The organism is Thermolongibacillus altinsuensis, from assembly GCF_004341205.1.
Classification (GTDB): domain Bacteria; phylum Bacillota; class Bacilli; order Bacillales; family Anoxybacillaceae; genus Thermolongibacillus; species Thermolongibacillus altinsuensis.
The window spans coordinates 40302-53546 of record NZ_SLUL01000012.1; the positions used below are offsets into that span (position 1 = coordinate 40302).

Genomic DNA, 13245 nt, shown 5'->3' on the forward strand with positions numbered 1-13245 from the left:
AAAAAGGTCCTAATCCTTTGACGTGGGTTAGGACCTGCTTTTCTTATCCGTTCAATTGCTTCGTTGCCGCCTGCACTTGTTCATCGGCATGATACGAAGAGCGAACAAGCGGCCCTGCCTCACAGTGGCTAAATCCTTTGCTGAGGGCGATTTCTTTCAGTTCCATAAACTCGTGTGGATGATAGTACTTTTCCACTTTTAAATGCTTCTTCGTTGGCTGTAAATATTGACCGATCGTTAAAATATCCACATGGTTGGCACGCAAATCATCCATCGCTTCAATAATCTCTTCTTTCGTTTCGCCAAGACCGACCATGATACTGGACTTTGTCGGGATATCAGGCTGCAATTCTTTCGCACGGCGCAAAAACTCAAGCGAACGTTCATACGTTGCGCGAGCGCGAACGCGCGGCGTTAAGCGTCGCACCGTTTCGATGTTGTGGTTTAAAATATCAGGTCGAGCATCCATTAAAATTTTTAAATTTTCATATACCCCGCCCATGTCGGAAGGAAGAACTTCGATCGTTGTAAACGGATTTTTGCGGCGAATGGCGCGGATTGTTTCAGCGAACACAGCTGCCCCGCCATCTTTTAAATCATCGCGCGCAACGGCAGTAACGACGACATGTTTTAAGTTCATTAAACGAACAGATTCAGCGACTCGCTCTGGCTCTTTCCAGTCCAATTCCGTCGGCAATCCTGTCTTTACTGCACAAAAGCGGCAAGCGCGTGTGCAAACATCCCCTAAAATCATAAACGTTGCCGTTCTTCTTACTGCCCAGCATTCATGAATATTTGGACAACGCGCTTCTTCACATACCGTATGCAGTTTTTTTTCGCGCATCATCTTTTTTAAGCCTATATAGTTCTCGTTTGTATTTAACTTTATTTTGAGCCATTCCGGTTTACGCATATGTTGCTCTTTTGTTGACATCTTTTTCACACTCCAATGATTAATGTACATCTTCATTATACGGATTCTACAAACACAATACAAAAAAGTTTGTTTTTCATCATCATTTCCAACATTTTTTGTTTATGAAAACAAATAATTTCCTCAAACTAACGATATGAGCTTTGTTGAAAGGAGCGTCTCGTGTGAAAAAGTTATTGTTCATTTTTTTACTCATCATCTTTCCTCTTCCAGTATTTGCGGCAGAAAATGAGGATATATACGCGAAACGAATGGAGCTATATCAAAAAGCGGAAGCCGTTTCGCTCATTCCTTGGTATTATTTCGCAGCAATCGATCAGTATGAGCGAAATATCCGTCAAGTGCGACGGGATCTTCCTGAAGCCAAAGGAATCATAAGCATTTACATTCCCCCAGAGCGTTGGGCAGGTCCGCTCAACAAAAATAAAGAAGATACAAACCCATTTACCATCTCCCAATTTGGCGGCATGGGGACGGACGGAAATGACGATGGCATCGCCGACCGAAATAATGATGAAGATATCCTTTTTTCTATCGCTCGTTTTCTTCGCTCTTACGGCAATGATCACGCTGACTTAAAAATCGCATTATGGAATTATTATGAGCGAAGCAAAACCGTCGACATTATTTTAGGGAAAGTAAAAATATATAAACATTTCGGACGGTTGAATCTTGAGGGTCACGCCTTCCCAATTCCGATTCGCTTCAACTATAGTTACAAAAACACATGGGGTGATGCGCGCGGATGGGGAGGACGCCGAATTCATGAAGGGACAGATATTTTTGCGAATTATGGGACGCCTGTTCGTTCAACTTGTTATGGGATCGTTGAATTAAAAGGATGGAACAAATACGGAGGATGGCGTGTCGGCATTCGTGATATTAATAATACGTACCACTACTTTGGACATTTAAACGGCTTTTCGAAAGACTTGCATGAAGGCCAAATGGTGGAACCCGGCATGCTCATTGGCTCCGTTGGAAGCTCGGGCTATGGGCCTCCTGGCACATCGGGGAAATTTCCACCTCATCTTCATTACGGAATGTATAAAGACAATGGATATACAGAATGGTCGTTCGATCCATATCCTCACTTAAAACATTGGGAACGGTTAGAACGTTTAAAGAAAAAATGAGACCTCGCTCGGTCTCATTTTTTCATCTATGATGATTTTGCCTTGCTCTTTTTCACAGCATGAGCAACACTGCCAATAAACCCGCCCCAAATCATGAACATTCCGACAATCATCATCCATTTGCTCCCTAGGTATAACCGTTTGTTTATTTTCAAATAGAATTTTCTATTCTGAAGGGACCTCAAATGACGGATTGACTCCATCATTATTATTGTAAAAATCAGGAACTTCTCCTGGGATAATTTGTATAGCAACTGGAATATCGTTTTGTACCGTTGCTGTTTTCGTCGCAAACGGAATAATAATTTGGATATTCACCTCAATATGAATAGATATTTCCACTAAAGCATTATTGATTCCAAATGGCTGTATATTTTTTTTCACATCCGAATTTACATCGCCAATGACATAGAAACGGACAGGAATGCGCGGTCCTAAGTTTCCTAGTAAAATATTATTTGTTGCTTGTCCAAGCGGAATATAATAAATAATTCCTTTGTTTTTTGCTTGGTTTGTTTCAATTTGTACATCTGGAAATTCTAATTCTGTTAAATTTCCTGCTGCTGCTGCTTTCAAATTCTTTTGTACTCGATTCGTTGTCTTTGCTAATACTCGATTGACAACCGCGGTATTAAAATCGACAAAAGAAATTTTTCCACTTTCATCTTGCTGAACCTTAATAAAGTTCTCAACATCGAAATCGTCTTCCGCAATTTGTTGATTAATAGCACTGGTGATCACTAAATTGGCTAACCGCCTCGTTTCCTTTTCCGCGATCGCCATTAACGTTGGTTCAATTCCTCTATTAATCACCCAAAGGCTAACGGCCGTCGATAAAATAAAAAAAATAAATGTCAATAAAAATACGTAGCGAATCGGCAAAGGCCTTCTTCGCAATAAGCGACCGCGAAACGTTGCCAATCGAAATCCCCCCTCTACAGTTTATATGTATGCCGTAAAGGGGGGAATTATTAGGCTTATTTCATGCGCAGCAGCGCATCTTTTCCTTTCATGCCTGGGTAAATCCCTAACTGTTCAGCGGCAACAGTGACCGATTCTAATGGCGCTTCAAGAAGCTGGTCAATCGTTCTTACTCCGATCGCCCTCGCCGCAACAATGCCGCGATCTTTTAATTTTTCATTTAAAAGCGCAACATCTAATGCCCCGCACATAATATAGCCTTTTTCACTGGCAACAGCGAGAAGCGTCGTTTTGGGAAGTTGTACGGAAATGGCTGTAAACGACTCTCCATCAATCAACAGCGGTGTCATATGAATCATTTGATCACGCTCCTTTCCTCTATTCAATGTATGAATAGAGAAAAAAAGCGTGCCTAGCAACCATACAGTTTTTTCAGTTTCCACTCCAATAGATCGCGCAGCATTTCAGGCATGTAATACGTTTTTTTCGCTGCCCGATAAATTTCTGGATACAAATGTCCAAATGTAAACATATCAATCGTTGCGACCGCATATAGTTTTTGTTCTTGTAAAGGCTCATGATCGACAAAAATGCGGCGAATATGTTCCGAGCCGTCACTCAATATTTCTGTTTCGATTTGTAAACGATCGTATACCATCTGTCCCATCACTTTGCCGCGAAAACCAAAGCCTTTGATTTCTAATCTTTTCATTTTTTCCGTATTCGCTTGTAAAACGACTTCTTTTAATTCACTGCCGCGTAAATATACTTTGCACGGATTGATCGGATGAGGGCAAATGCGATGTAAATCCTTTTTTGTCACGATTCCTTTTTGCAGCGGCTCTAACAATACCCCTGCATTGACCATCGCTACATCTCCTTCGCACCATTCATTCAATGCCTCAGCAAGCAAACTCGCAAAAGGAGATGGAGCAAACCAGTCAAGCGCTAAATCATGCGGCAAGTACACGATTGGTTCAGAAAGAATGACCTCGCTTTCTTGCTTAAAACGCCGCAATGTTCTTTTTGTTTCTTGACACTCACCGACTAAATTGGAAACAGGAATGACAAACGCTTCCTTATCCACTTTTTTCTGTTCAGAATCAATCATAAGCTTGACGCCGCCGACGTAACGGCCGAATTTTCCCGCTCCGCATAAAAGAGTGGAACCGATCATTTTTCCATTTTCTAAAAGATGGTGAGTATGTCCTCCAAGAATAAGCGAAACTTCCGGAAATAATTGAGCAATTTTTTCATCTTCATTGATTCCGAGGTGGGAAAGCAAAACGATGACATCCGCTTTTCCTTTAAGTTCCGATAAGATTTCTTTCAATATTGCAAAAGGGTCTTCCACACGCCAACCGAGAAGTTCGTAAAATTTTTGGAATGGAACCGTTAAGCCAATCACGGCGAGACGAACATTTCCAAGCTTAAAAAGTACGTACGGCTTTAACCACGGCGGACGTTCGCCGTTTGGATAAAACAAATTCGCAACAAGAACAGAAAAGGTTGCTTGTTCATATAACGTATTCAAATGTTCGTGAGGCAATGTAATCCCTTCGTTATTGCCGATCGTTACCGCATCATACGGAATATCATTTAACAAATGGACATTCGCCTTTCCATTTGTCGCTTCCGTAATCGGATGAACACGATCGACAAAATCGCCAATGTCGAAAATGAGAACATGTTCATTTTTTTGTGTATGTTCCTTTCGTTTTTCACGCAACAAATGAGCGATTTTTGGCCAATGTTTAAAATGACTGTGAACGTCGTTGGTATGATAAATATAAACGATTTCCTTCAATTTTGGTAACACACCTTTCACTGTTACGATACGATTCCTTGATAAATTAAACGAACGCCAAGCAAAATTAAAACGATTCGCAATACAGTTACAACGGTGTTTCCTTTTAATTTGCGGTTAATCCATGCACCGCATTTCGCGCCAAACCATGCGCCCGGAATTAATGCGAAAGCAAATAACCATGCGACATTTCCCATCGCGATGTGCGTCAACGAACTAACAAGCGCTGATAAAAAGACGATCAACATCGACGTAGCGACAGCGACATGCGGCGGGAATAAAAACAGCAAGATCATCGCCGGAACCATTAATGAACCGCCGCCGATGCCAAATACCCCCCCAAAAAAACCAACAGCAAATGCGATCGAAATCGCCATCCATGGATGATATCCATAAACGATTTCTTCTCCTTCATTCGTTATATAGGTGCGTTTTACTTTAAATTCTTTCTGACGCTGAAGTGGAGATAAGCGCGATCTGATCATTAACAAAAAAGATGTAAAAATAAGAAATAGACCGAAATAAAGCGAAAAATGATGAAGATGCAGCTTTTGATTGATCCATGCCCCAAAAATGCCTCCAGGGCCGCTGCCGATAAAAAATGCTAATCCGCTTTTATAATCAACCATTTTATGTTTCATGTACGTTAAAGTTGAAGACAATCCATTAAAAATGATGACAACAAGCGACGTACCAACCGCCACTTGTGGAGAAATCGATGGCAAAATATGAGCAGCGCTTAAAAATAATAACGATGGAACAATAATGACCCCTCCCCCTAAACCGACGAGGCTTCCAATGGTACCTGCTAAAAAACCGATGACGATCAATAGTGCATATTCCATTTCAAACAATCCCCCATTATGAAAAGAAATCTAATTGTCGCGGTGCAAGCTCTGTATATTCAATGTTTAAAAGCTGTAAAAATTGCTTCGCATTATCAGCAGCGTCTCCCCCAGAATTGTTATTAAATAACACATAAATATGTTTACATGTTTTCTGCAATGTTTGCACGTGTTCGACCCATTCGCTCAATTCTTTTTCGTTATAACGATATAAATAGCGGACAGACCGCCAATTTTCTTCATCGCGCTTATTCCAGCCGTATACGTTGCGTCCATGCAAACGGACCAACGTTTTTTCACGATCTGTTGGATGAAGAACCGTTGGAACGGAGCCTTCTCCCGCTTGCGGTTCATCACAAATGCTATGAATCCATCGCTCCTCTTCCATAAACTTCAACGTTTTTTCATAAAATGATGGAGAAAACCAAGAGCGATGCCGAAATTCAAGGGCAACCGGAATGTCGCCCATTTTTTCACGACACCAGCGCAAGTAACGCACATGGTCTTTTTTGCAATCGAACCAAGGCGGAAATTGGAAAAGAACCATGGCTAGTTTTCCCGCTTCCATAAACGGTTGAATGGATTCCAAAAACTCAGCAAACATTTCTTCTTTGCTTTCGTATGGGATTTCACCGCGCTGATGCCCTGTCATTCCTTGATAAGCCTTCACAATAAATTGAAACGAACGCGGCGTTTCTTTCACCCATTTCTCAACGTTTTTCCGCGGCTGAATCGCATAAAAATAGGAATCTACTTCCACTGTCGGAAAATGTGCCGCATATGCTTGTAGTTTATCTTTTGCCGCTAGGCCAGATGGATAAATGGTAGGATGATCCCCCCATCCGGTTAATCCAACATAAATCATTGCTATCACCTACTACTTCCATCTTATCACAATTTGAGCACGTGATGATAAAAAGCCGATTACCCGCTCCCTGCGAATAATCGGCTTCTTCATTATCCGATTGAACCTTCCATCTCAAATTTGATCAGACGGTTCATTTCGACTGCATATTCCATCGGTAATTCTCTTGTAAATGGCTCGATGAAGCCCATTACGATCATTTCTGTCGCTTCTTGTTCAGAAATGCCGCGGCTCATGAGATAGAACAATTGCTCTTCAGATACTTTCGATACTTTTGCTTCATGCTCTAATGAAATATTGTCATTTAAAATTTCATTGTATGGAATCGTATCTGAAGTGGATTGATTATCCATAATGAGCGTATCGCACTCAATGTTTGAGCGTGAACCTGATGCTTTACGGCCAAAATGAACAATACCGCGATACGTTACTTTACCGCCTTGTTTCGAAATGGATTTAGAAACGATCGTCGAAGACGTATTTGGCGCAAGATGAATCATTTTCGCACCAGCATCTTGATGCTGGCCTTTTCCGGCAATCGCGATTGAAAGCGTGAGACCGCGTGCGCCTTCTCCTTTTAAGATCACAGCTGGATATTTCATTGTTAATTTCGAACCGATGTTTCCGTCAATCCATTCCATCGTTGCGTTTTCTTCGCAAACCGCACGCTTCGTAACAAGGTTGTAGACGTTGTTCGCCCAGTTTTGAATCGTTGTATAGCGGCAGTAAGCGCCTTTCTTAACAATGATTTCAACAACGGCACTATGCAGTGAGTTTGTTGTGTAAACCGGCGCCGTACAACCTTCCACGTAATGAACGTGCGCTCCTTCATCGACAATAATTAACGTGCGCTCAAACTGTCCCATGTTTTCAGAGTTAATACGGAAATACGCTTGCAGCGGCGTATCAACTTTGACTCCTTTTGGAACGTAAATGAACGAACCGCCAGACCAAACGGCTGAGTTTAGAGCGGCAAACTTATTGTCTGTTGGCGGCACCACTTTTGCCCAATGTTCACGGAACAGATCTTCGTTTTCTTTCAACGCTGAATCCGTATCTTTAAAAATAACCCCTAATTTTTCAAGATCTTCTTTCATGTTGTGATAAACGACTTCGGATTCGTATTGGGCCGATACACCTGCTAAATATTTTTGTTCCGCTTCTGGAATACCAAGTTTATCGAATGTCGCTTTAATCTCAGCAGGTACTTCATCCCACGAACGCTCAGACTTTTCCGTTGGTTTGACATAGTACGTAATTTCATCGAAATCTAAACTAGATAAGTCGCCACCCCATTGCGGCATCGGCATGCTATAGAAAATATCCAATGCCTTTAAACGAAACTCTAACATCCACTGTGGCTCATTTTTCATGCGAGAAATTTCTTCTACGATTTCTCTCGTTAATCCGCGTTTGGCGCGGAAAATGGACACATCCTTATCGACAAAACCATATTTATATTCACCAATTTCCGGCATTTTTTTCGCCATTTCGTTTCCCTCCTTTTGATGCACTACTCTTCCGTACGCAATCCTTTTTCCATCGCTTTCCATGCTAACGTTGCACATTTAATGCGTGCAGGAAATTTCGATACTCCCTGCAATGCTTCAATATCCCCTAAATCGAGTGAATCGTCGTAACCTTTTCCTTGCATCATATCGGAAAAAACTTTCGAAAGCTGTAACGCTTCCTCGATCGTTTTTCCTTTAATCGCTTCCGTCATCATCGAAGCGGAAGACATCGAAATGGAACAGCCTTCCCCTTCGAATTTCGCATCGACAATTTTGCCGTCTTCCACTTTCATCGTTAAATGAATACGGTCGCCACATGTTGGGTTATTCAGATTAATGTCGACACTTTCATCTTCAAGCACACCGCGATTGCGCGGATTTTTATAATGATCCATAATCACTTGACGATAGAGCGTGTCTAAATGATTGTTAAAAGACATGGCTGAAATACTCCTTTGTTTTCTTTAATGCCAAGACGAGTTTGTCAATTTCTTCTTCTGTATTATAGAGATAAAAACTTGCACGGGCTGTCGCCGTAACGTTCAACCATTTCATCAACGGTTGAGCGCAATGATGACCTGCGCGGACAGCAATTCCTTCCGCATCCAATACCGTTGCGACATCATGCGGATGAACGTCATCGAGGTTAAATGTAACGAGTCCCGCCCGCTCTTTTGGACCATAAATCGTAATTCCTTCAATTTGCGACATTTGCTCTAATGCGTATTGTGCTAGTTTATGTTCATGCTTAGCGATTTGATCTAATCCAACTTCCTCAAGAAAATCGATCGCCGCACCTAATCCAATCGCTCCTGCAATAATCGGAGTACCGCCTTCAAATTTCCAAGGAAGTTCCTTCCATGTAGACTCGTATAATCCGACAAAATCGATCATTTCCCCGCCAAATTCAATAGGTTCCATTTTTTCAAGCAAGGCTTTTTTTCCATATAAAACGCCGATGCCAGTCGGTCCACACATTTTGTGGCCTGAGAACGCGAAAAAGTCACAATCCAACTCTTGAACGTTAATTTTCATATGCGGCGTGCTTTGCGCTCCATCGACAACGATCACTGCACCGTTTCGGTGAGCAATTTCCGCGATTTGTTTCACAGGATTAATCGTTCCTAACACGTTTGAAACGTGCACAACCGCAACAATTTTCGTATTCGGCGTTACGGTATTTTCCACATCTTCAAGACGAATCGTTCCATCTTCTTGAAGCGGAATGTATTTCAGCGTTGCTCCCGTTTGTTTCGCAACCTGTTGCCATGGAATGATGTTGCTATGATGCTCCATATACGTAATGACGATTTCATCGCCTTCGCGCAAATTCGCGCGGCCATAACTTGCAGCCACCAAGTTTATTGCGGTCGTTGTACCGCGCGTAAAAATGATTTCTTCCGTCGATTTCGCCCCGATAAAACGGCGCACTTTCTCGCGTGCCCCTTCATAAGCATCTGTTGCCTTCGTTCCAAGCGTATGAACGCCGCGATGGACGTTCGAATTGTATTCGCGATAGTAGTTGTTCACCGCTTCAATAACAGGAAGCGGCTTTTGAGAAGTGGCTGCACTATCCAAATAGACTAAAGGCTTACCGTTCACTTCTTGATCTAAAATCGGAAACAGTTTACGAAGCTCTTTTACGTCCATCATTTAACTTTCCTTTCGATCACTTCGATTAATTGTTTTTGCACGCTTTCAATCGGGATTTCATTCACGACTGGCGCTAAGAAGCCATGAATGATTAAGCGTTCTGCCTCTTCTTTTGGAATGCCTCGGCTCATTAAATAGTACAATTGGTTCGGATCTACACGACCAACGGATGCGGCATGTCCAGCAGTAACATCGTCTTCGTCGATTAAAAGAATTGGGTTTGCATCTCCGCGTGCGTGAGGGCTTAGCATTAACACGCGCGATTCTTGTTCCGCATTTGATTTGGAAGCGCCGTGCTCAATTTTTCCAATTCCGTTGAAAATCGATGTAGCTTTATCTTTCACAACACCATGTTTTAAAATGTAACCTTCTGTATGCTTTCCGTAGTGAATAACGCTTGTTGTAAAGTTTTGGATTTGTTCACCGCGGCCGACAACAACCGTTTTCGTATCACCGTATGAACCGTCACCGATCAGGCGAGTAATATTTTCAGATACCGTATTTCCATCATTCATTAAGCCGAGCGCCCATTCAATTCGACCGTGACGCCCTGTGATTCCGCGGCGGTTCACATAAGTAGTGACCCCTTTTGCTAAACTATCTACCGCGCCGAAAAAGACGTGTGCATTGTCATTGGCAAACACTTCAGCAACAATGTTAACAACCGAATTCGCTGTTTCACATGTGGAAATGTAGTTTTCCACGTATGTGACTTTACTTCCTTCATCTGCAACGATGATAACATGATTAAACAACGCTTCCGCACGTTCATGAACATATACGGCTTGAAGCGGTACATCGACTTGAACATGTTTCGGTACGTAGACGAACACTCCGCCATTGAAAAGAGCAGCGTGAAGAGCAGCAAGACGGTGTTCATCCACTTTCACACCATCCATAAAATATTTTTTCACAAGGTCGCTATGCTCTCGTACCGCCGTAAAAATATCTGTAAAAATAATGCCTTTTGCTTTTAAATCTTCTGATAAGGAAAGGTAGGCTGGGGTGTTATCGCGCTGAACGTATAAGTTTTTTTGCTCTTCATTTAGGTTGATGAGTGCTTTCACCGCTTCTGGAAGTTCTTCTAATGATGAAAGCGGAGCGCTTTCGACAACATGGTTCGTAAACTGCGTAAAATTCCATTGATCGATTTTCGTTTTATCTGGCTTTGGCAATGGCAACTCTTCTGCTTTCGCAAGAGCTTGTAAGCGAACGTTTAAAAGCCAGTCTGGTTCGTTGCGTTCCGTTGAAAACGAACGCACATATTGTTGGTCAAAAGGTAGTTTCGTTTCAATCATCGTTTAATCCTCCTAACGCTTACGCTTCTTGCTCAACGACTTCATCTTCAATGCCTAACTCTTTTTTAATCCAGTCATATCCTTCTGCTTCTAAACGCTGTGCTAATTCTGGTCCACCAGATTTGACGATTCGGCCTTGCATCATGACATGAACATAATCCGGAGTAATGTAATTGAGCAATCGTTGATAGTGTGTAATGATTAAACAGCCAAAATCGTTGCTGCGCATTTCATTGACGCCTTTTGCCACGATTTTTAATGCGTCAATATCTAAACCAGAGTCAATTTCATCTAAAATTGCAATTTTTGGCTGCAACATCATGAGTTGAAGAATTTCGTTGCGCTTCTTTTCACCGCCAGAAAATCCTTCATTTAAGTAACGATGCGCCATATCTGGATTCATTTCAAGAAACGCCATTTTTTCGTCTAATTGACGGATAAATTTCATTAATGAAATTTCGTTTCCTTCACCGCGACGAGCGTTGATCGCTGCACGGAGAAAGTCCGCATTTGTCACACCGCTAATTTCGCTCGGATATTGCATCGCTAAGAAAAGACCTGCGCGAGCGCGTTCGTCTACTTCCATTTCTAACACGTTTTGTCCGTCTAACGTGATGCTTCCTTTTGTTACTTCATATTTTGGATGCCCCATAATCGCAGCAGATAGCGTTGATTTTCCTGTTCCGTTTGGTCCCATAATGGCATGGAATTCGCCGCCTTTAATTTCAAGGTTAACCCCTTTTAAAATTTCTTTTCCTTCAACCGATACGTGAAGATCTTTGATTGTTAACACTGCCATGCAAAATACCTCCAGTTTTACAAAAAAATTTGTTTATCTTATGGACTTGCATTCTATTCTCATTTTATTCTCATTACAATCTTATAACAAATGAAAAGTATTAGCAACCATTTACAAACATTTGTATACATTTTTGTTTAAAAAGTATGTAATCATTATCACACATAATGAAAAAGGATAGAAAAACTTCTATCCTTTTTCTAATGAATTGGCCGAAATTCGTTAATGCATTCTTGAACAATTGTCACCGCTTGGCTCATGGTCGCTCCCCCTGCCAACGCAGCCGCGACCGCGCATGCTTCTAAAATTTCTTGCTCGGTTGCCCCTTGATCAAGGCATCCTTTCGTATGATAAATGGTACAATATTCGTCTTGCTGCGCTAAACTAATTCCAAGCGCAATCAATTGTTTGTCCTTTTTCGACAGTGTTCCCTCGTCAAAACATGCCTCTGTAAACGCGTTAAAGGCTTGTGCGACTTGCGGTAATTTTTGCGTAAACGTTCCTAATCCTTGTTTATAATGACGCAACGCTTGTTCAGTCGATGTTTGCATCCCATTCCCTCCTCGCTTAACGGCATTTCATCATTAATATGTATCGTTAAGCGTAAAATTATAAAAGTGCCTCGGTGATCGAGGCACTTTTTCGTTTACTTCGCTGCTGGGATGACAGCACCATTATATTTTTCTAAAATAAAGTCTTGGATTTCTTTTGATTGCAATACCTCAACAAGTGTTTTAATTTCTTTGCGATTTTCATCTCCTTTGCGCACCGCGATGATGTTGACATATGGGTTGTTTTCTGGAGACTCAATCGCAATCGGATCTTTCGCCGGATCTAATCCTGCATCAAGCGCATAGTTGGCGTTGATAAGCACCGCATCTCCTTCGTTGTTTTTATACACTTGCGGAAGCAATCCAGCTTCAACGTCTGCTTCAAATACAAGTTTTTTTGGATTTTCAACGATATCATCAATCGTTGCTTTTGTTTTATCAACACCTTCTTTTAACTTAATAAGTCCTTTTTCTTCAAGCATTGATAAAATGCGGCCATGATCGGCGACAGAGTTGCTCATAATGATTTTTGCGCCTTCTGGAAGCTCTTCAAGGCTTTTATATTTCTTTGAATACACCCCGATTGGTTCGATGTGAATGCCGCCAGCGTTCACAAAATCATAACCATGCTCTTTTTTCTGTGATTCTAAGTAAGGAATGTGCTGGAAGTAGTTTGCATCGATTTCTTTATCTGCTAACGCTTTGTTTGGCAATACGTAATCTTGGAATGTGACAATTTCCAATTCAATTCCTTTTTCTTTCAAAATCGGTTTTGCTTGTTCCAAAATTTCTGCATGCGGTACATTCGATGCTCCAACGACAAGCTTATTTGTTTTTTCTTCTGCGTTTTCTTTTTGACCGCACGCAGCAAGCGCAACGAGAATCATTGCTGCTACAAAAAGAGAAAACCATTTTTTCATAATCT

General features: G+C 41.6%; 15 protein-coding genes. 1 reads left to right on the forward strand and 14 read right to left on the reverse strand.

Going from position 1 to position 13245, the window contains the following annotated elements; all coding sequences use genetic code 11:
- Window positions 1-43 precede the first annotated feature (43 nt).
- Window positions 44-934, reverse strand: coding sequence for a lipoyl synthase (gene lipA, locus EDD69_RS11165; RefSeq protein WP_132949040.1), 891 nt, complete (start codon window positions 932-934; stop codon window positions 44-46).
- 164 nt (window positions 935-1098) lie between these two features.
- Here lipA and EDD69_RS11170 point away from each other — a divergent pair, with 164 nt between their 5' ends.
- The gene (locus EDD69_RS11170) at window positions 1099-2070 is read left to right on the forward strand and encodes a M23 family metallopeptidase (protein WP_424565355.1); all 972 of its coding nucleotides are present in this window, start codon (window positions 1099-1101) and stop codon (window positions 2068-2070) included.
- A gap of 26 nt (window positions 2071-2096) precedes the next feature.
- Here the strand turns inward: EDD69_RS11170 and EDD69_RS11175 are convergent, their stop codons facing one another.
- From EDD69_RS11175 to EDD69_RS11235, 13 genes are all read right to left on the reverse strand, one after another.
- Window positions 2097-2186 (reverse strand): MetS family NSS transporter small subunit, encoded by a 90-nt coding sequence (locus EDD69_RS11175; RefSeq protein WP_132949041.1) that lies wholly within the window; start codon window positions 2184-2186, stop codon window positions 2097-2099.
- Between the two features lie 49 nt (window positions 2187-2235).
- Window positions 2236-2991, reverse strand: coding sequence for a sporulation protein YunB (yunB, locus tag EDD69_RS11180; RefSeq protein WP_243643103.1), 756 nt, complete (start codon window positions 2989-2991; stop codon window positions 2236-2238).
- A gap of 56 nt (window positions 2992-3047) precedes the next feature.
- Window positions 3048-3350 (reverse strand): YunC family protein, encoded by a 303-nt coding sequence (locus tag EDD69_RS11185; RefSeq protein WP_132949042.1) that lies wholly within the window; start codon window positions 3348-3350, stop codon window positions 3048-3050.
- A 53-nt stretch (window positions 3351-3403) separates the two neighbouring features.
- Window positions 3404-4798 (reverse strand): bifunctional metallophosphatase/5'-nucleotidase, encoded by a 1395-nt coding sequence (locus EDD69_RS11190; RefSeq protein WP_132949043.1) that lies wholly within the window; start codon window positions 4796-4798, stop codon window positions 3404-3406.
- 23 nt (window positions 4799-4821) lie between these two features.
- The gene (locus EDD69_RS11195; RefSeq protein WP_132949044.1) at window positions 4822-5643 is read right to left on the reverse strand and encodes a sulfite exporter TauE/SafE family protein; all 822 of its coding nucleotides are present in this window, start codon (window positions 5641-5643) and stop codon (window positions 4822-4824) included.
- A gap of 16 nt (window positions 5644-5659) precedes the next feature.
- Window positions 5660-6508, reverse strand: a complete 849-nt coding sequence (locus EDD69_RS11200; RefSeq protein WP_132949045.1) for a DUF72 domain-containing protein — start codon at window positions 6506-6508, stop codon at window positions 5660-5662.
- A 92-nt stretch (window positions 6509-6600) separates the two neighbouring features.
- Complete coding sequence (sufB, locus tag EDD69_RS11205; RefSeq protein WP_132949046.1) at window positions 6601-7998, reverse strand: Fe-S cluster assembly protein SufB; 1398 nt, start codon at window positions 7996-7998, stop codon at window positions 6601-6603.
- A 23-nt stretch (window positions 7999-8021) separates the two neighbouring features.
- A complete protein-coding gene (gene sufU / locus EDD69_RS11210; RefSeq protein ID WP_132949047.1) occupies window positions 8022-8459 on the reverse strand; it encodes a Fe-S cluster assembly sulfur transfer protein SufU in 438 nt (145 codons plus the stop codon).
- A complete protein-coding gene (locus EDD69_RS11215; RefSeq protein ID WP_132949048.1) occupies window positions 8449-9669 on the reverse strand; it encodes a cysteine desulfurase in 1221 nt (406 codons plus the stop codon). Before EDD69_RS11215 ends, sufU begins: the two co-directional genes overlap by 11 nt.
- Window positions 9669-10970 (reverse strand): Fe-S cluster assembly protein SufD, encoded by a 1302-nt coding sequence (gene sufD, locus EDD69_RS11220; protein ID WP_132949049.1) that lies wholly within the window; start codon window positions 10968-10970, stop codon window positions 9669-9671. The genes EDD69_RS11215 and sufD overlap by 1 nt, the downstream gene beginning before the upstream one ends.
- 19 nt (window positions 10971-10989) lie before the next feature.
- Window positions 10990-11769, reverse strand: a complete 780-nt coding sequence (gene sufC, locus EDD69_RS11225; protein WP_132949050.1) for a Fe-S cluster assembly ATPase SufC — start codon at window positions 11767-11769, stop codon at window positions 10990-10992.
- A gap of 200 nt (window positions 11770-11969) precedes the next feature.
- Window positions 11970-12320, reverse strand: coding sequence for a carboxymuconolactone decarboxylase family protein (locus tag EDD69_RS11230; protein ID WP_132949051.1), 351 nt, complete (start codon window positions 12318-12320; stop codon window positions 11970-11972).
- 95 nt (window positions 12321-12415) lie between these two features.
- Window positions 12416-13240 carry a MetQ/NlpA family ABC transporter substrate-binding protein gene (locus tag EDD69_RS11235; RefSeq protein WP_132949052.1) on the reverse strand — a complete coding sequence of 275 codons (825 nt, stop codon included), beginning with the start codon at window positions 13238-13240 and terminating at the stop codon, window positions 12416-12418.
- Window positions 13241-13245: the final 5 nt, after the last annotated feature.

Coding starts and splice junctions, on each gene's coding strand:
- lipA (WP_132949040.1), bottom strand. CDS start 934: ATGTCAACAAAAGAGCAACATATGCGTAAACCGGAATGGCTCAAAATA.
- EDD69_RS11175 (WP_132949041.1), bottom strand. CDS start 2,186: ATGATGATTGTCGGAATGTTCATGATTTGGGGCGGGTTTATTGGCAGT.
- EDD69_RS11185 (WP_132949042.1), bottom strand. CDS start 3,350: ATGATTCATATGACACCGCTGTTGATTGATGGAGAGTCGTTTACAGCC.
- EDD69_RS11195 (WP_132949044.1), bottom strand. CDS start 5,643: ATGGAATATGCACTATTGATCGTCATCGGTTTTTTAGCAGGTACCATT.
- EDD69_RS11200 (WP_132949045.1), bottom strand. CDS start 6,508: ATGATTTATGTTGGATTAACCGGATGGGGGGATCATCCTACCATTTAT.
- sufB (WP_132949046.1), bottom strand. CDS start 7,998: ATGGCGAAAAAAATGCCGGAAATTGGTGAATATAAATATGGTTTTGTC.
- sufU (WP_132949047.1), bottom strand. CDS start 8,459: ATGTCTTTTAACAATCATTTAGACACGCTCTATCGTCAAGTGATTATG.
- EDD69_RS11215 (WP_132949048.1), bottom strand. CDS start 9,669: ATGGACGTAAAAGAGCTTCGTAAACTGTTTCCGATTTTAGATCAAGAA.
- sufD (WP_132949049.1), bottom strand. CDS start 10,970: ATGATTGAAACGAAACTACCTTTTGACCAACAATATGTGCGTTCGTTT.
- sufC (WP_132949050.1), bottom strand. CDS start 11,769: ATGGCAGTGTTAACAATCAAAGATCTTCACGTATCGGTTGAAGGAAAA.
- EDD69_RS11230 (WP_132949051.1), bottom strand. CDS start 12,320: ATGCAAACATCGACTGAACAAGCGTTGCGTCATTATAAACAAGGATTA.
- EDD69_RS11235 (WP_132949052.1), bottom strand. CDS start 13,240: ATGAAAAAATGGTTTTCTCTTTTTGTAGCAGCAATGATTCTCGTTGCG.